The following is a 17,070-nucleotide window of genomic DNA, read 5'->3' on the forward strand; positions in this document are numbered from 1 at the left end:
GCTGGATGGCGATGTTCAAACGCAGCACTACGTCTGCGAAAGGTTTTGATTGGGCCGGCCTCGGCTGGATGTTTCTGTTCTTCTGGTATTTCTCGGGCATTACCCAACTGCTGATCCAACTGACCGGCACCTCCGGCTTCAGTGGTTTCCGCCAGGCATTCTTCATGAGCGCCCTGTGGCTGGCGCCGATGCTGTTGTTCCCGCGTCGCGCGCGCCTGGTGGCGGGGTTGATTGGCGTGGTGCTGTGGGCCTGTTCCATGGCCAGCCTGGGTTATTTCTTCATCTACCAGCAGGAATTCTCTCAAAGCGTCATCTTCATCATGTTCGAGTCGAACATCTCTGAAGCCGGCGAATACGCCACCCAATACTTTGCCTGGTGGATCGTGCTGGCGTTCATTGCCCACACCGCCATGGCCGTTTTCCTGTGGACCCGCGTACGCCCGGTTTACCTGCCACGTGGCCAGGCCATGCTGGCGGCTGCCGCAATCGTGATTGCCATCGTCGGCTACCCGCTGGTCAAGCAGATCGCCAAGAGCGAGACCATGGAACTGGCCATCGACCGCTTCGAAACCCGTATCGAGCCGGCAGTGCCATGGCAGATGATCGTCGCCTACCGCCGCTACACCGAACAACTGGATAACATGCAAGGCATGCTGACCAGCGCCAGCAAGATCCCGCCCCTGACCAACCTCAAGGACAGCATGGCCGGCCAGCCGTCGACCCTGGTGCTGGTGATCGGCGAGTCCACCAACCGCCAGCGCATGAGCCTGTATGGCTACCCGCGCAACACCACGCCGGAACTGGACAAGCTGCGGGACCAACTGGCGGTGTTCGACAACGTCATTACCCCGCGCCCGTACACCATCGAGGCGCTGCAACAGGTGCTGACCTTCGCCGACGAAGAAAACCCGGACCTGTACCTCAAGACCCCCTCCATCGTCAGCGTGATGAAGCAGGCCGGCTACAAGACCTTCTGGATCACCAACCAGCAGACCATGACCAAGCGCAACACCATGCTCACGACCTTCTCCGAACAGGCCGACGAGCAGGTGTACCTGAACAACAACCGCAACCAGAATGCGCGCCAGTATGACGGCGACGTGCTGGAGCCGTTTGCCAAGGCCATGTCCGACACTGCCGAACGCAAATTCATCGTGGTGCACCTGCTGGGTACCCACATGAGCTACCAGTACCGCTACCCGCCGACCTTCGACAAGTTCACCGACCGCCAGGGCGTGCCTGAGGGGGTCAGCGACGCACAGTTGCCGACCTACAACAGCTACGACAATGCGGTGCTTTACAACGATTTCGTGGTGTCGAGCCTGATCAAGGACTACGCCAAGACCGATCCGAACGGTTTCCTGCTGTACCTTTCCGACCACGGCGAAGACGTGTTCGATTCGGCCGGCCACAACACCCTGGGCCGCAACGAAGGCAAGCCGACGGCACCGATGTACACCATTCCGTTCATGGCCTACGCATCACCCAAGTGGCGTGAAAGCCATGACTGGAGTTTTGCCGGTGACTTGCAGCGCCCTTACACCAGCTCGCAGCTGATCCATACCTGGGCCGACATGGCCGGGTTGAGCTTCGACGAACTGGACCACAGCAAGAGCCTGGTCAGTGACAGCTTCAAGCCTCGGCCACGGCTGATTGGCGACCCGTATGCACGCCAGCAAAAACCGCTGATTGATTTCAGCCTGATCAAGCCCAAGCCAGACGCCGCCAACGTGGTCGTCAAGTAGCTTGAATCGCCCGGGTTTCATCCGCGCAATGCGGTGAAACCCGATTTGGCTGCAACGTTAAGATAATAATTATTCTCGTTTAGCGCTAAAGTTCCCCGCCTCCTTTCGTCTTTGAGCCAATGGCATTTTTCATAGACGACAAGGAGTTCGCCGCGATGTTCGCGCCTATTACCCGTTCCATGACCTTGACCCTGGGCCTCTTCAGCGTGGTGCTGAGCCCGGACCTGCTGGCCGAAAACGACCCCGACCAGGAATCCCAAGCGCCGGCGAAAGCCCTGGAACTGGGCAGCACCAGCATCACCGCCGAAGGCCTTGGCGCCAACACCGAACACACCGGTGCCTACACCACAGGCTCAATGGGCACCGCCACCCGGTTGAACCTGTCCATCAAGGAAACCCCGCAGTCAGTCTCGGTGATCACCCGCCAGCAGATGGACGACTTCAACCTCAACACCCTGACCGAAGTGATGCGCCAGACCACCGGCGTGGTGGTGCAGCACCTGGACTCCGACCGGGTCGGCTATTCCTCGCGCGGCTACGGCATCACCAACTTCCAGATTGACGGCATGCTCAACACCTTCGGCCGCATGAAGTCCGATGCCGACACCATCATCTACGACCGGGTCGAAGTGGTCCGCGGCGCCACCGGCCTGACCACCGGCGCCGGCGACCCCTCGGCCACGGTCAACATGGTGCGCAAACGCCCGACCGCACAGTGGCAGGCCAAGACAGGCGTCAGTGGCGGCTCCCACGACAATTACTACAGCTACCTGGACGTTAGCGGCCCCCTGGCATTTGACGGGCGCCTGCGCGGCCGCACGGTTCTCGCCTACCGTGACACCCAGTCCTACCGCGACAACTACGCGCTGCAACGGGAAGTCGGCTACGGCATCCTCGAAGGCGACCTGACCGACGACACGGTGCTGGCGGTGGGCTTCGATTACCAGAACAAGCATGTGCAGGGCACCGCTTGGGGCACCTTGCCCTACTGGAACAGCGACGGCAGCAAAGCCAGGCTGCCCCGCTCCGCCAACATCGCGGCCCACTGGAGTTCCTGGCCGCTGAAAGATGAAACCACCTTCGCTACCCTCGACCACCGCCTGGCGGGTGACTGGCACCTGAAGGCCGCCTATACCCACCGTGAAAGCGACACCGACGGCAAGGTCTATTACGGCGGCTCAGGCTTCCCGAATGCCGACCGCAGCGGCATGACCGCCTGGACCAGCCACATGCTCGGCACCTCGAAAATGGACGTGGTCGACTTGAACCTGTCCGGGTCCTATGCCCTGCTGGGTCGTGAGCACGAATTGATGGTGGGTTACGGCGAGTCCGAGCAGCGTGACGCTTCGCCACACCTGCGCAGCGGTACGGTGCCGAAGGACTACACCAGCATCGACGATTGGAAACACATGGGCGGGATCGGCAAATTCCCCGACACCAACACCGGCCTCAAGGGCGAACAAGGCAGCACCCGCCAAAAGGCCGGCTACCTGGCCACCCGCCTGAGCCTGACCGATCGCCTGCATGCGGTATTGGGCAGCCGCTACGGCAGCTGGGAGATCGAGAGCACCACCTACAACTACAACAGGGACACTGACCAGTTCCTCGGTACGTCAAAATCCAGCCAGACCCACAACGACATGTGGACACCCTACGCCGGCCTGCTCTACGACCTGACCCCGGAGTACACCGTCTACGCCAGCTACACCGACATCTTCAACCCGCAGGAAGAACGCAACGCCGGCAAGCAATACCTGGAGCCGGTGGTAGGCAGCAACTATGAAGTGGGCATCAAGGGCAGCCTGCTGGAAGAGCGCCTGAACCTGGCGGCCGCGTACTTCTGGAGCAAACAGGACAACGTCGCGGAACTGGACAGTTTGACCCCACCGGATCCGAAGACCGGTGAGCAGTTCTTCACATCCGGCGGCAAAGGCAACAAGGTTCAGGGTTTCGAGGTAGAGGTGTCCGGAGAGGTGCGCCCCGACTGGAACCTGACCGCCGGATACACCTACACCCACTCCCTGAACGGGGACAAGCAGCGCAATAACACCCACCTGCCGCTGAACCTGCTGCGCGTGTCCACGGCCTACCGCCTGCCCGGCGAATGGCACGCGCTGACGGTCGGCGGCGCGGTGAATTGGCAAAGCGACTTCTACGACTTCGCCTATCGCCCGGTTGGCCGGGACACCAATGGAGCCCTGATCAGGGAGCGCACCCGGATCACCCAGCAGGCCTATACCGTGGTCAACCTGATGTCGCGCTATGAGTTCGATGACCACTTGTCGGCGTCACTTAATATCAACAACCTATTTGATAAAAAATATTACGAGCGCGTCGGCTTCTATAACGGCGTGTATTGGGGAGACCCGCGCTCTATCAGCGTTGCACTGGACTGGAAGCTCTGAATTCATCGCTGCTAAAGATTGGAAGTTAACGAAATCGTTAACTTTCGGTCAGCGCGAGGTTAACCCTTACTTAATATCATTGGCCCACAGTCTCCCCATCCCGCCGCTGATGACAACGCGCGGACCCAACACACTTACTGAGACACTGCCATGAAATTTTCGACTGTTATCCTTGCCGGCCTGATGACCATGACTTCCGTAGCCGCCTTTGCAGAAGGCGGCTCAGAGCGTTCGAAGGAGTTCTACAACAACTTCACCTTCGTTCAGGAACAGACTCACGGTGCTGCCCAGCAAACCGCAATGGCTGACGGCAAGACCGAAAAGCCGGCAACGGCCGACCAAACTACCAACACACCGAACAGCTGATTTACCCGCAATACCTGTGCTATTCCGCTCTGATAGCCAAGGTCAATTTGGCGCCACTTGCTGGCGCCTTTTTTTTGCCTTTAATTAAATAAACATTAATTAAAGCGGCTTGCTCCAGAACAACATCCGGCCATGTTGCGGATCAAATACCGAATCATCAAACCCAAACTTTCGATACGCCGACTGCGCCACGGCGTTGCCTTCAAGCACCTCGAGGGTGATCTTGCAGCAACCGCGCTGGCGAGCAATTTCCTCGACCTTTTGCAGCATCTTCTGACTCAGCCCCAGGCCACGGAATTGATCCATCACCACCACGTCGTGCACGTTGACCAGCGGGCGGCAGGCAAAGGTGGAAAACCCTTCAAAGCAGTTCACCAGGCCGGCCGGCGTACCGCCGACAAAGGCCAGCACACTGAACGCGTGGGCACGCTTGGCCAGCTCTGCCGGCAGTTGCTGCAAGCGGTCGGCCGGCAGGCTGTGGCCACCGCCCATGGGGTCTTCGGCGTAATGATTGAGCACCAGGCCAATGGCCTCGGCGTGTACCGGATTGGTGTAGCTGGCTTGCAGCACCAGGATGTCTGCGCTGTCCATTTCCTTCCTCGTTGACGGTGCGACAGGGACTCGGTCCCCATAAAAGGGCTCGATTGTAAGCGTGGTGCAGGCATTAGATGAAGGAGATTAACTACATTTGCCCGCGTGAAAGCGCGCCAGGCTCGCCAAACCGTGCCAGTTGCATCTCCTGCAGGCGGCTCAGGGTGCGGCGGAATGGAAACTCCAGGTAACCCTCGGTGTAGAGGCTTTCCAGCGGCACCCGGGCCTCGATGTACAGCGGCACCTTGCGGTCGTAGCACTCGTCCACCAGCGCGATGAAACGCCGGACGCTGTCGTCATGCACCGACAGTTCCGGCAGTTCCCGGTCCCCGGCGTCCACCCGTTCGGCAGCGTCTTCGGTGCCACGAGCGATTCGTCCCGGGCGCTTTTGCGCGCTGAGGTTGGGCACCTCGCCGAGCAAAATGGCCTTGAACCGATCACACAGCAGCATGAAATCCATCGCCGCCAACGGCCGCTCACACAGGTCGGCGTAGCAACACCACAGCACGGTTTCACTGGACTGCACTGCCACGATGGAGCGGTAGCCGACCGCAACCGGGGCGCTGCTCACTGCCTGCCCGGCGCTCAACTGGCGAAACACCTCGGCCAACGCGTCGGGCTGGTCGACCCAGTAACGCTGCAGTGCGGTGCCCGGGTGCAGCCGATGATCCTCCCCGCCATCGACTGCCACCACCCGCATATGCTGTTTGATCGCCTCGATTCCCGGCAGGAAACGATCCCGGTTGAAACCGTCGGCGTACAGCTGGTCCGGTGGCTGGTTGGACGTGCAGACCATCACCACGCCTTCCTCGAACATCACCTGGAACAGCCGGCCGAGGATGATGGCGTCACCAATGTCGTTGACAAACAACTCATCGAAACACAGCACCCGCACTTCCCGGCTCAGTTCGCGGGCCAGGGCCTGCAAGGGATCGTGGGTGCCCGTGAGCTGGAATGAACGCTGGTGCACCCAGCCCATGAAGTGATGAAAATGCTGGCGCCGCGCTGGCACTCCCAGGCTTTGGTAGAACTGGTCCATCAGCCAGGTCTTGCCCCGGCCGACCGGGCCCCACAGGTACACCCCAGTGATGGGCCCAGGGCCGTGGTGCAAGGCCTGATGGCAGTCCTGCAGGGCTTGCACCGCCTCACGCTGGGCGTCGTCGGGGACAAAACCCTGTTCGGTGATGGCGTGCTGATAGGCGGCAAGTGGCGAGTCGAAAGTCATGCCCGGCAGTATGCCATGACGGCTACAGGGAAATATCCAAACGGGCAATCTTGCCGTGTTCATTGAGGCGGAAGGTATAGCGCAGCTCCAGCGGGCTGCCGGGAAAGCTGCCGGTGATCAGGTTGCTGACCAGCACCTTGCCCGTGCGGTGCTGCACATTCAGCACCTGGACCCTGGGCTGGTAACGACGCCCGGTGTCTTCCATCCAGCGGGCGATGGCGGCTGTACCTACCCGGTGCTCGCCTTCGTCGAACACGTTGGCATCTTCGGCGAAACAGTCGGCCACCAGCGAGGTGTCGCCGGCATTCGCCGCAGCAATGTAGGTTGCAATAGCCGGGGCCAGTTCAGGGGTGGGTTGGGACATGGTGACAGCTCCTTTTTAGTGATTTATGGAGCCATGCTAAAGCAGCGCTGTGTCAGTTCTTGTCAGGAGTGAACGGCCCGGATTCGTTCTGTTCCATCAGCTTGCGCCAGCCCCGCAACCAATCGCTGCGGCGCCCCGGATAACGTTCACCTTGCAGGCGCGCGGCGGCCACTCGGTCGGTGCGGAAGGTGCGATAGGCCCCACGCAATTCACACCACGCGACGATCACCCGCACTTCGTTGAGAAAGCCCAGGGCCAGGGGCCAGATCAGGCGCTGGCTGGCGGTCTGGCTGGCATCGGCGTAGTCGATGTGCAGCTTGGCCTGGCCGCGAATGGCCTCGCGGAACACATTCAACGGCACGCGGTTTTCCGGGTAGCCGAAGCCTGGCGGGCCCGGCAGCACCGTCGGATTGCGCAAGGCTTCCTGGGCAGCCGGGTCAAGCACGTCGGCGATCTTTGCAAGCGCATTGGCCGCCGCCTGGCTCAGTACGTCATCACCGCGCTGGTCGACATACCGCAAGCCCAGCACGATGGCTTCGGTCTCGTCGGCATTGAGCATCAGCGGCGGCAGGAACAGGCCCGCACGCAGCACATAGCCCACGCCCGCCTCGCCGTAGATCGGTGCGCCCAACGCGGTCAGTTCGGCGATATCGCGGTACAGCGTGCGCTCGGAAATCTCCAGTTCTGCCGCCAGCACGGCGGCCGTCACCGGGCGCTTTTTGCCCCGCAGGACTTGCAACAAGGTCAACAGACGACTGGTACGCGACACGTTGATCATGCTCGAAAAAGAAAGGTGGCGCAGCTTAGCAGAGGCCTCCGTCAGAAAGTGTCAGGAGCAGGCACCCTTCCCTTCAGCCGCCAAAAAAGCTCCTTGACGAAATATATGACTCGCATCATATTTAATAGATGTTGCGAAACATTTAAACCAACCACAGCGTCAGGAGTTTCGGTATGCGCAATAAAGTCTTTGGCCGTCGCAGCGGCCTGCGGGTTTCAGAGCTGGCCCTGGGTACCGCCAATTTCGGCACAGGCTGGGGCCACGGCGCCGAGCGCGAAGAGTCCAAGCGAATCTACGACGGCTATCTGGAGGCCGGCGGAAACTTCCTCGATACTGCCAACGGCTACCAGTTCGGCCAATCGGAAGTGCTGCTCGGCGAGTTCATTGCCTCGGAACGCGACCGCTTGGTGATCGCCAGCAAATACACCCTGCGCACCCAGCCTCAAGACGAAGGCACCCTCAAGCTTGGCAACAACCGCAAGAACATGGTGCGCGCCGTCGAAGAAAGCCTGAAACGCTTGAACACCGACCACATCGACCTGTTCTGGGCGCATATCAGCGACAACGTCACGCCGATGGAAGAGATCCTGCGGGGTTTTGATGACCTGGTGCGTGCCGGCAAGATCCACTACGCCGGGCTGTCCAACTTCCCCGCCTGGCGCATTGCCCGCGCCGACCTGCTCGCTGAAGTGCGCGGCTTTGCACCCCTGGTAGCGATCCAGACCGAATACAGCCTGGCCGAACGCACCGCTGACCGCGAGCTGCTGCCCATGGCCGAGGCCCTGGGCCTGGCCGCGACTTTATGGTCACCGCTGGGGGGTGGTTTTCTGACCGGGAAGTACCGCAACAGCCAGGACGATACCCGCGCCAGCAAGCTGGGGATTTTGGTCCACGCTGAAAAAAGCGCACGGGAAACCGCAGTGCTCGACACCCTGCTGGCGGTTGCCGGTGAACTGGACGCCACGCCGACTCACATCGCCATCGCCTGGCTACGGGAAAAGGCCCGTCGTTCCACTACCGCGCTGATCCCGATCCTGGGGCCGCGTACCCGCGAACAACTGGACGGCACCCTGGGTGCGTTGAGTGTGCAACTCTCGGCTGAGCAAGTGGCCCGCCTGGATGCTGCCAGCGCGATACCGCTGGGCGTGCCCCACGAGATGATCGCGGAACGCTTCCCACGTTATACGGACGATGATGCACAAGACCTGCGCTGGCCGCCGGTTATCTAAGACCCGTTGTGGCGAGGGAGCTTGCTCCCGCTGGGCTGCGTAGCGGCCCCAAAATCTTGGGAGCGCTGCGCACTCCAGCGGGAGCAAGCTCCCTCGCCACAGATGCAGTACTCAGCCTCAGTTAAGCGAGGCTTTTGCTCACCACTTCAAACACATCGCTGGACAGCTCGCCCGAAGCGCGAATCCGCTCCAGCTCGCCTTTCATCAGCGCCTGCCGCGCGCTGTCGTACTTGCGCCAGCGGGTCAACGGCGCCAATTGCCGCGAAGCAATCTGGGGGTTGAAGCCATTCAACTGGATCACCAGGTCCGCCAGGAACCGATAGCCCGAACCATCCGCCGCGTGGAAGTTGATCAGGTTCTGCCCGGCAAACGCGCCCACCAGTGCCCGCACCTTGTTCGGGTTCTTGATGTTGAACGCAGGGTGCTGCATCAACGTCTTGACCCGCTCCAGCGCGCCCGGCAAACCATTGCCCGCCTGCACGCTGAACCACTGGTCCATGACCAGCGGGTTGTCCTTGAAGTTCTCGGCAAACACCGCCAGCGCCTTGGCTTTCTCTTCTTCGAACGGCGAGTTGACCAGCACAGCCAGGGCCGTCAGGCGCTCGGTCATGTTGTCGCACGCGTCGAACTGTTCAAGGGTCGCCGCCAGCACTTCCGGCTTGCCGCTGAGCATCAGGTACGACAGCGCAATGTTCTGCAAGGCGCGACGGGCAAAGTGTTCCGCCTCGGCCACGTACGGGGTTTTCTTCGACAGGTCGCGATTGGCCTGGTAACGCAGCCACAGGCCTTCGAACAGGTTGTCGGCCAACTGCTTGCGAGCAAACTCGCGGGCCGCGTGGATGGCGTCGACATCCGCCACTTCGCTGATTTCGGTCAGGTAGGCTTCGCTCGGCAGCGAGAGCATCTCGGCGACCATCGCCTGATCCAGGCTTTCGTCGCTCAATACGCTGCGCAATGCGGTGATCAGGCGTTGATCCAGCACCAGCGCCTTGCCCTGCTGATGTTGGGCGATCAGCTCCTGCAACACCTGCACCGACAGCTGCTGGCCGGCGTCCCAGCGATTGAAGCCATCGCTGTCGTGCTGCATCAGGAACATCAGTTGGTCGCGGTTATACGGGAAGCTCAGCTTCACCGGCGCCGAGAAGCCACGCAGCAGCGACGGCAGCGGGTGCTCGGCGATGTCGACAAAGGTGAAGGTCTGTTCGGCTTCGGTCACCGAGATCACGCGGGACGTGGCGCCGGCAGCGGTTTCACCGGCCAGGCGCAAGGCGATGCCCGCGCCCTTCCCGTCCAGCAGGCCCAGCTCAACCGGAATCACGAACGGCAGTTTTTCCACCTTGTCCGGGGTTTCCGGGCAGCTTTGACGGAAGGTCAGGCTGTAGGTTTTAGCCACCGGGTCGTAGGACTCGCTCACCGCCAGACGTGGCGTACCGGCCTGGCTGTACCAGCGCTTGAACTGGGTCAGGTCAGCGCCGTTGGCGTCTTCCATGGCCTTGATGAAGTCATCGCAGGTCACAGCCTGGCCGTCGTGGCGTTCGAAGTACAGGTCGCTGCCGTTGCGGAACCCTTCGGCGCCGAGCAAGGTTTGGATCATACGGACGACTTCCGAGCCCTTTTCGTACACGGTCAGGGTGTAGAAGTTGGAGATCTCGATAAAGCCGTCCGGACGCACCGCGTGGGCCATGGGACCGGCATCTTCGGCGAACTGGTGAGTGCGCAGATAAGCCACGTCCTGGATGCGCTTGACGGTGGCCGAATTCATGTCGGCAGAGAACTGCGAATCACGGAACACCGTGAAGCCTTCCTTCAGCGACAGCTGGAACCAGTCGCGGCAAGTCACGCGGTTGCCCGACCAGTTGTGGAAGTATTCGTGGGCAACGATCGCCTCGACTCGCTGGTGCGCGGCGTCGGTGGCGGTTTCGGCACGGGCCAGCACGGCGCTGGAGTTGAAGATGTTGAGGCCCTTGTTTTCCATGGCGCCCATGTTGAAGTCGTTGACCGCGACGATCATGAAGATGTCGAGGTCGTACTCACGGCCATAGACTTCCTCGTCCCAGCGCATGGATTTCTTCAGGCTGTTCATGGCGTGCTGGCACTTGTCGATGTTTTCCGGCTCGACATAGATACGCAGCGCCACGGTGCGCTCGGTCATGGTGGTGAAGGTGTCTTCGACACACCACAAATCACCGGCCACCAGTGCAAACAGGTACGCCGGCTTCTTGAACGGATCTTCCCAGGTCGCCCAGTGCCGGCCGTCTTCGCCAGGGCCGGAAGCAATCGGGTTGCCGTTGGACAGCAACACCGGGTAGCTGTGTTGCTCGGCGATCACCGTGGTGGTGAACACGCTCATCACGTCCGGACGGTCGAGGTAATAGGTGATCTTGCGGAAACCCTCGGCCTCGCACTGGGTGCAGAACATGCCGCCGGATTTGTACAGGCCTTCCAGGGCGGTATTGGTTTCCGGGTGGATCTTCACCGTGGTGTCGAGGGTGAAGGTCGCGCTGGTGGGGTGCACGGTCAGGTGGCTGTCGCTCAACTGGTAGTCGGCGTCGGTCAGTTCCTGGTCGGCCAGGTTCACCGACAGCAGCTCCAGCTGCTGCCCGTCCAGCACCAGCGGCGGCAAGCCGGCGCCGCGCTCGGGGTTGCGGCGCATCACCAGCTGCGCGTGGACCAGGCTATGGTCCTCGAACAACTCGAAGGTCAGGTGCGTCTCGTCGATCAGGTAGTCCGGCGCCTGATAGTCCTTCAGGTAAATCATCTTCGGCTGTTCGGTGCGCATGTCTGTCGTCCTTCTACTGATGCACGGCGAGCTGGTAGGCCGTGTATTTACGAATATTGATCACGCCGGTATCGAAGATCAGGTATTGGCCCTTAATCCCCATCAGCGTGCCTTCGGCAATCGGGTTCTTGTCCAGGTTGAAGCTGACGATCTTGGTCGGATACTGCTCGATCGGGTAGCGGATTTCGATCGGTTCGATGTCGGTCACCGGTTGGATGGCCTGCAGGCCAAAGCGTTCCTGCAAACCGAGCATGCCTTCGGCACAGCTGGCGAACAGTTCGTCACGCACCTGCGCAAGGTCGACGGCCTGCGCGTCGCCCTTGAGCAGCGCGCGCCAGTTGGTCTTGTCGGCCACCTGGCTGCGGAACAGGTCCTCGACGAAGCCCGACTGCTGGCGCGTGGCAACGCGCATGATCGGCAGCGCCTGGCTGGCACCCTGGTCGAGCCAGCGGGTCGGCAGCTGGCTGGCGCGGGTGATGCCGACCTTGATCCCCGACGAGTTCGCCAGGTACACCACGTGGTCGGTCATGCAGAATTTTTCACCCCAGGCCGGATCGCGGCAGGTGCCGGCGTCGTAATGGCAGCGCTCGGGGCTCATGATGCACAGGTCGCACTGGGCCAGTTTGGTCATGCACGGGTAGCAGTAACCCTGGCTGAAACTGGTCTTGGTCTTGCGACCGCAATGGGTGCAATGGATCGCACCGAGGTATTCCAGGCGCACGGTAGTGCCGATCAATGGATTGACCGGCACCTCGGTATCGCCCAGGCGAAACGCGTATTGAACGGTCGGCTCACCCAACTGCGCCGACATCTTGCTGACTGCACCACGGCCAATCTCAATCAATGGATGGCATCCGACTTGAACAGGATGTTCGGCACCGGCGCCGACTTCGAGGCGCATTCCTGCGGGCCCATGTAGCCGGTGCGCTGGTCTTCCGGCAGGTTCTGCAGTTCCCAGGCGATCACCGCCTGCAACGACAGTTCACGCTGCTCGGCGGTGAGCTTGCGGCCATCGGACCATTTGCCGATTTCCACGGCGAGCTTGAGGCTCTCGTAGATGTCCGGGGTGATGTTTTCGATCATTTCGACAAAAGAGGACATAAGACTCTTCCTTAACTAAATAGGAGACATTTTGCGGCGGCTGTACAAGCCACCCAACAAACCGGTCAGGCAACCCATCACCAGGCCACCCACGTGGGCCGCGTTGGCGATTTCGCCGAAGCCGATCATCGAGACCAGGCCCGACAGGCACAGCACCAGCCACACCAGCATCATCACCAACACCCCGCGAGGCAGGCGATACACCGGATTCGGCGACACCCACTGATAGATCCAGCAATGCCCGAGCAAGCCATACAGCACGCCGGACAACCCGCCAAACAGGCCGGGACCACCAAAATAGTATTGAGCGTAGTTCGACACCAGGCTGAACAGCAGGGTCAGGCCCAGCAGGTTGATGCTGCCCTGGCGCAACTCGATGCGCCGCCCCAGTTCCCAGTACCACATGCCGTTCATGGCCAGGTGCAGGATGCCGAAGTGGATCAACATCGGCGTGACCAGGCGCCACCACTGTCCCGACGCCAGGCTGTCGGTCAATGGCGTGAAACGGATGTACTCGCCTGCCACGCTGAACGGCAGGAAGGTCAGCCAGCTCATGGCTTGCAGGTTATCCCCCAGCAACGTAACGGCGCCGACGATGATGCTCAGCAGCAACACCAACGCGGTCACCGGGCTGTGGCGAAGCTGCTGGGCAAACCCGGGACGCCTGGTCGACGTCGCCTGCTCGGGAATGTCCAGTTGCTGGTCCGGGTCACCGGCCGGAAAGCGCTGGTACAGGACCTTCACGTCTTCACTGATGGAGTCAGGCACCCACAGCACCTGCTCCCCGGCTTCTTCGCTGACGCGATGGGGCACTTGCATGCGTTGCAGAAGCTTGACGAAACCACTCAAATCCACCGCCAGCGGCAGGCGTAATACAGCAACGGTACTCATGAAATAACCTCAGGGCGCTCGACATCGACCCAAACAAATTTACGCGGGTCCAGGCGGGTTTCCTGATCCAGCCGGTACGCCACCAGCTTGCCGTACAGCACCGCGCTGTAGTCCAGGCAGGCCAGGTTCGGGCGGATCGGCGCCGGTTTGCCGCTGCGCCAGTAGTGGCCGACGAACAGCAATGGCTCGTCGACGCCGTAGCGCAGCAGGGAATTTTTTTCAGTGGACGACAGCGGCGTGGCGGCCACCGGTTCCGGCAGCGCATCGGGCTGGAACACGATGTCGCCGTAGGTTTTCGGGTCGTCTTCCCAGAACTTGGTACGGAAGAACGAACGCGTCAGGCCGTCGCCGCCGGTCAGGGTCAGGCCGTCCGGCAGGCGCATGTCGGTGCCGCGCAACAGGCGGTCGAAGGCATTGCTGGCGAAACTGCCGGGCACGGCGGCGGCTTGCAGGAAGTGTTCGTCGATGCAGCCGTCCGGGAAATGCGCGCGCAGGGGCTCGATAAAGCCGTTGTCCCAGCAAGCGTGCACTACGCGGAATCGCCCGGCGTCGACAAACAGCGGCATGTCATAGAACCAGCCGAGGAAATCGTGCCAGTCTGCCGGGTGCTGTTCGAACTGGGTCAGGGTCTCGTGGATCAACCGCGCGTGGCGTGGCGTGTGCTCGCGCACAAACTGCTTGCCGCTGCCCGGGGCGGCGGGCGTGCTCCAGCCCAGCGCGTTGAACTCATGGTTGCCCATGATGCACAGTGCCTGGCCGGCCTCGGTCATGTCGTGGACGATATGCAGCGCCTCGCGAATGCGCGGGCCCCGGTCGATGATATCGCCGAGGAACACGGCCATTCGCGACGGATGGCGCCAGGTGCCGCCCTGCTTGTGGTAACCCAATCGGTCGAGCAAGTGCTCAAGGGTATGAGCGCAACCGTGCACGTCACCAATCAGGTCGTAGCTACGCGCGGGATCGAGCATCAGTCGCCTCCACCCCCCAAGCGGCTGCCCCAGCCCAGCTTGGTCCGGCACACTTCGTAGTAGTTGTGGTCCAGCGGGTGGATCAACCGCAACTTCTGTGCCTTTTTGCTCACGGTGATGGTGTCACCGGGGGCGCAGGTGAAATGGTTCTGCCCGTCGCAGGAGACTTGCGGGTAGATCTGCATGTCTTTTGACACCACGATTTTCAGCTCACTGTTGCCATCGACCACGATAGGCCTGCTGGACAACATATGGGGATACATCGGCACGATCACAATGGCATCCAGCTTGGGATGCATGATCGGCCCACCGGCCGACAGCGCGTAGGCCGTGGACCCTGTCGGCGTGGCGACGATCAGGCCGTCGGCCTTCTGGCTGCACACGAACTGGCCGTCGATGTACAACTCGAACTCGATCATCCGCGTCGACTTGCCGGGGTGCAGCACCACATCGTTGAGGGCGTCGCCCTGGCCGATGGCTTCGCCGTGGCGGCGCACTTCGGCTTGCAGCAGGAAGCGGTTTTCCACTAGGTAGTGGCCGTCCAGCACCTTGGCCACTTCGACTTCCAGCTCGTCGGGGCGAATATCGGTGAGGAACCCCAGGCTTCCACGGTTGATCCCCAGCACCGGCACGTTATGCCGCGCCAGCGCCCGGGCGGCGCCCAGCAGGCTGCCGTCGCCGCCCACCACGATCACCATGTCGCAGACTTCACCGAGCATCTTGCGCGACGAGGTCTGCAGGCCATGGCCCGGGAGGATTTCAGCGATGGTGTCTTCGAGGATCACGTGCAGGTGGCGCTCGAGCAGAAACTTTTTCAGTCGGCGGACGGTGTCCAGCACCTGGGTACTGCCCAGGCGACCGATAATGCCGATATTGCGAAATTGCTCCATGGGGCTCCTGCGGGGTTCGGGTTCTGCAAAAAAGAACGATTATGGGCGAAAGCCGGCGTTACACAAAATCCTTTGTCGCCGCAAACCCCAGACGACAACGGTTCTCAGCCCCCTTCCCGGCTGTAAAAGGCTATGCTCGGACCATGACTCTGTTCCCTGATTTGCAGCACCTGCCCCGCCAACTGCGTCACCCCGAGGTGCGCGATCTCGCGTGGGTGATGCTCGCCCCGCCGATGCTCGCGCAAACGCCGTGGCCACAACGCCACCCGCTGACCGGCAGCGACTGGGTGCAGGCCCCGCATTTGCTGGAGCAGTGGCTGCGCCAGCTGGACCAGGACAGCAGTGCCTTGCTGCATTGGCTGAGCCAGGCACGCACCCGCCGGCTGGGGTTGTATTACGAACGGCTGTGGCAATTCGCCGTGCAGCATGCGCCGGGCGTGGAGCTGCTGGCGGCCAACCTGCCGATCCGCCAGGCCGGGCATACCCTGGGCGAGCTGGACATGCTGCTGCGCGACCGTGACGGTGTGCATCATCTGGAACTGGCGATCAAACTCTACCTCGGGCCCCAGGACGGTAATGGCCGGGACACCGCGCAATGGCTCGGCCCCGGCTGTCATGACCGGCTCGACCGCAAGCTGGCCCACCTGGCCCAGCACCAACTGCCGATTTCCGCCCGGCCGGAGAGCCGCGAAGTCCTGGCCGCGCTGGATATCCAGGCTTTTGATGCCCATCTGTGGCTGGGCGGGTATCTGCTCTACCCATGGCCGGGCATGGCGCAGGCCCCGCAGGGCGCGCATCCCCAACACCTGAATGGCCGTTGGCTGCATCAGCGCGATTGGTCGAGGTTTATCGAGCAAAGCCCGGCAGGACGCTGGCAACCGCTGCCCCGCCACGCATGGCTGGCGCCGGCGCACTACCCGGCGAACGAAGCCTGGGACGCGGCCCGGATGCAGCACTGGCTGACCGAGCTGGACCCCATGGCGCCCGCGCAGTTGCTGGTGCGCCTGGTGGAAAACAGCGAAGGCGAATGGGAAGAAGCCGAACGGTTGTTTCTGGTGGCGGATCTTTGGCCGAACGTGCCGGCGCTTACAGGTTATCGATATGCCGATAGTCAATCTGTAACCCCATAGCCAGCTGCTTTGAACGGCCCAACCGAATCGGGCCGCGCTCGATGTCCACCAGCAAGCCCGGGCAGTCCAGCGGCGGCAGCCCTGCCACATCTTTCAGCCGTCCATCGGTGATCACCAGCAACCGCTGCTGCTCCACCGGGTAACGCTTGCGACGAGCCGCCAACCAGTGCCCCGCTTCGTTCAGCGCTGGCAACAATGGCGTGCCACCGCCTGCACCGAGGCCATCAAGCCAATGACCAAGCCCTTTTGCCGCCTTTAATCCCTGCACCTGCCACTTTGGCGATTGCCCGCTCGCGGTGAGCAACGCCATGCGCGCCCGCTGTCGATAGGCATCGTCGAACAGTTGGGCCAGTAATCCCTTGGCATCACTCAGCGCCTGATGCCGCCGGGTGGAGGCCGAAGCATCGACAATCACCAGCCACAGCTCATGGGGCGTACGGCTACGCAGTTGATACAGCAAATCTTCGCGGCGTTGCGGCCGCCCGCCGAGCAAGGTACCCGGCCAGTTGATCGAACCTTCGGCCGCGCTGCGCGCCTGGCCGCGCCGGCCCTTGTTCAGTCGACCCGCCTTGGGCCGTGCATCCGCCCCCGCGTCAGGTTTGGGGCGG

Annotated in this window: 16 protein-coding genes; 5 read left to right on the forward strand and 11 right to left on the reverse strand. The window is 61.8% G+C overall.

Going from position 1 to position 17,070, the window contains the following annotated elements; genetic code table 11:
- The first annotated feature begins 5 nt into the window (after positions 1-5).
- The 3 genes from AC3WKX_RS25960 to AC3WKX_RS25970 all read left to right on the forward strand — a co-directional run bounded on the left by AC3WKX_RS25960 (position 6) and on the right by AC3WKX_RS25970 (position 4,516).
- Entirely contained in the window at positions 6-1,745 is a 1,740-nt protein-coding gene (locus tag AC3WKX_RS25960; protein ID WP_003217921.1) for a phosphoethanolamine transferase CptA, read from the forward strand.
- Positions 1,746-1,900: 155 nt separating this feature from the next.
- Positions 1,901-4,150, forward strand: a complete 2,250-nt coding sequence (locus AC3WKX_RS25965) for a TonB-dependent siderophore receptor (protein ID WP_102605641.1) — start codon at positions 1,901-1,903, stop codon at positions 4,148-4,150.
- 150 nt (positions 4,151-4,300) lie between these two features.
- Entirely contained in the window at positions 4,301-4,516 is a 216-nt protein-coding gene (locus AC3WKX_RS25970; RefSeq protein WP_003217916.1) for a hypothetical protein, read from the forward strand.
- Between the two features lie 99 nt (positions 4,517-4,615).
- Here AC3WKX_RS25970 and AC3WKX_RS25975 read toward each other — a convergent pair whose 3' ends face one another.
- The 4 genes from AC3WKX_RS25975 to AC3WKX_RS25990 all read right to left on the reverse strand — a co-directional run bounded on the left by AC3WKX_RS25975 (position 4,616) and on the right by AC3WKX_RS25990 (position 7,465).
- Positions 4,616-5,107, reverse strand: coding sequence for a GNAT family N-acetyltransferase (locus tag AC3WKX_RS25975; protein WP_008432012.1), 492 nt, complete (start codon positions 5,105-5,107; stop codon positions 4,616-4,618).
- Between the two features lie 91 nt (positions 5,108-5,198).
- Positions 5,199-6,332, reverse strand: coding sequence for a cell division protein ZapE (gene zapE / locus AC3WKX_RS25980; RefSeq protein WP_102605642.1), 1,134 nt, complete (start codon positions 6,330-6,332; stop codon positions 5,199-5,201).
- 22 nt (positions 6,333-6,354) lie between these two features.
- Positions 6,355-6,696 (reverse strand): nuclear transport factor 2 family protein, encoded by a 342-nt coding sequence (locus AC3WKX_RS25985; RefSeq protein ID WP_008432007.1) that lies wholly within the window; start codon positions 6,694-6,696, stop codon positions 6,355-6,357.
- A 52-nt stretch (positions 6,697-6,748) separates the two neighbouring features.
- Complete coding sequence (locus tag AC3WKX_RS25990; RefSeq protein ID WP_032898885.1) at positions 6,749-7,465, reverse strand: helix-turn-helix transcriptional regulator; 717 nt, start codon at positions 7,463-7,465, stop codon at positions 6,749-6,751.
- Positions 7,466-7,647: 182 nt separating this feature from the next.
- On the opposite strand from AC3WKX_RS25990, the gene AC3WKX_RS25995 reads away from it, so the two are divergent.
- Positions 7,648-8,703: an aldo/keto reductase gene (locus AC3WKX_RS25995; protein ID WP_102369259.1), complete on the forward strand. Its 1,056-nt coding sequence runs from the start codon at positions 7,648-7,650 to the stop codon at positions 8,701-8,703.
- A gap of 121 nt (positions 8,704-8,824) precedes the next feature.
- Here AC3WKX_RS25995 and pepN read toward each other — a convergent pair whose 3' ends face one another.
- Genes pepN through AC3WKX_RS26025 form a run of 6 tightly spaced genes read right to left on the reverse strand, consistent with a single transcriptional unit; the run spans position 8,825 to position 15,332 of the window.
- The gene (gene pepN / locus AC3WKX_RS26000) at positions 8,825-11,482 is read right to left on the reverse strand and encodes an aminopeptidase N (RefSeq protein ID WP_102605643.1); all 2,658 of its coding nucleotides are present in this window, start codon (positions 11,480-11,482) and stop codon (positions 8,825-8,827) included.
- Positions 11,483-11,495: 13 nt separating this feature from the next.
- On the reverse strand, positions 11,496-12,326 hold the full coding sequence (locus AC3WKX_RS26005; RefSeq protein WP_003217902.1) for a DUF2797 domain-containing protein: 831 nt from the start codon (positions 12,324-12,326) through the stop codon (positions 11,496-11,498).
- Positions 12,323-12,583, reverse strand: coding sequence for a YeaC family protein (locus tag AC3WKX_RS26010; RefSeq protein ID WP_003217900.1), 261 nt, complete (start codon positions 12,581-12,583; stop codon positions 12,323-12,325). Before AC3WKX_RS26010 ends, AC3WKX_RS26005 begins: the two co-directional genes overlap by 4 nt.
- 15 nt (positions 12,584-12,598) lie before the next feature.
- Positions 12,599-13,474: a rhomboid family intramembrane serine protease gene (locus AC3WKX_RS26015; RefSeq protein WP_008431996.1), complete on the reverse strand. Its 876-nt coding sequence runs from the start codon at positions 13,472-13,474 to the stop codon at positions 12,599-12,601.
- Complete coding sequence (locus AC3WKX_RS26020) at positions 13,471-14,445, reverse strand: metallophosphoesterase (protein WP_161635726.1); 975 nt, start codon at positions 14,443-14,445, stop codon at positions 13,471-13,473. The genes AC3WKX_RS26015 and AC3WKX_RS26020 overlap by 4 nt, the downstream gene beginning before the upstream one ends.
- Complete coding sequence (locus tag AC3WKX_RS26025; protein WP_003217892.1) at positions 14,442-15,332, reverse strand: NAD(+) kinase; 891 nt, start codon at positions 15,330-15,332, stop codon at positions 14,442-14,444. The genes AC3WKX_RS26020 and AC3WKX_RS26025 overlap by 4 nt, the downstream gene beginning before the upstream one ends.
- 143 nt (positions 15,333-15,475) lie before the next feature.
- On the opposite strand from AC3WKX_RS26025, the gene AC3WKX_RS26030 reads away from it, so the two are divergent.
- Complete coding sequence (locus AC3WKX_RS26030) at positions 15,476-16,462, forward strand: DUF1853 family protein (RefSeq protein WP_102605644.1); 987 nt, start codon at positions 15,476-15,478, stop codon at positions 16,460-16,462.
- On the opposite strand, the gene AC3WKX_RS26035 is transcribed toward AC3WKX_RS26030, so the two are convergent.
- Entirely contained in the window at positions 16,419-17,021 is a 603-nt protein-coding gene (locus AC3WKX_RS26035) for a vWA domain-containing protein (protein WP_102605645.1), read from the reverse strand. The two genes, AC3WKX_RS26030 and AC3WKX_RS26035, sit on opposite strands and share 44 nt — an antisense overlap.
- Positions 17,022-17,070 lie beyond the last annotated feature (49 nt).

This window comes from Pseudomonas sp. GP01-A4, assembly GCF_058780865.1.

What these genes read in the sequence shown, in the direction of transcription:
- AC3WKX_RS25975 (WP_008432012.1), bottom strand. Translation starts at nt 5,107, where the DNA reads ATGGACAGCGCAGACATCCTGGTGCTGCAAGCCAGCTACACCAATCCG.
- AC3WKX_RS26015 (WP_008431996.1), bottom strand. Translation starts at nt 13,474, where the DNA reads ATGAGTACCGTTGCTGTATTACGCCTGCCGCTGGCGGTGGATTTGAGT.
- AC3WKX_RS26010 (WP_003217900.1), bottom strand. Translation starts at nt 12,583, where the DNA reads ATGTCCTCTTTTGTCGAAATGATCGAAAACATCACCCCGGACATCTAC.
- AC3WKX_RS25960 (WP_003217921.1), top strand. Translation starts at nt 6, where the DNA reads ATGGCGATGTTCAAACGCAGCACTACGTCTGCGAAAGGTTTTGATTGG.
- AC3WKX_RS25995 (WP_102369259.1), top strand. Translation starts at nt 7,648, where the DNA reads ATGCGCAATAAAGTCTTTGGCCGTCGCAGCGGCCTGCGGGTTTCAGAG.
- AC3WKX_RS25965 (WP_102605641.1), top strand. Translation starts at nt 1,901, where the DNA reads ATGTTCGCGCCTATTACCCGTTCCATGACCTTGACCCTGGGCCTCTTC.
- AC3WKX_RS26025 (WP_003217892.1), bottom strand. Translation starts at nt 15,332, where the DNA reads ATGGAGCAATTTCGCAATATCGGCATTATCGGTCGCCTGGGCAGTACC.
- AC3WKX_RS25970 (WP_003217916.1), top strand. Translation starts at nt 4,301, where the DNA reads ATGAAATTTTCGACTGTTATCCTTGCCGGCCTGATGACCATGACTTCC.
- pepN (WP_102605643.1), bottom strand. Translation starts at nt 11,482, where the DNA reads ATGCGCACCGAACAGCCGAAGATGATTTACCTGAAGGACTATCAGGCG.
- AC3WKX_RS25985 (WP_008432007.1), bottom strand. Translation starts at nt 6,696, where the DNA reads ATGTCCCAACCCACCCCTGAACTGGCCCCGGCTATTGCAACCTACATT.
- AC3WKX_RS26030 (WP_102605644.1), top strand. Translation starts at nt 15,476, where the DNA reads ATGACTCTGTTCCCTGATTTGCAGCACCTGCCCCGCCAACTGCGTCAC.
- zapE (WP_102605642.1), bottom strand. Translation starts at nt 6,332, where the DNA reads ATGACTTTCGACTCGCCACTTGCCGCCTATCAGCACGCCATCACCGAA.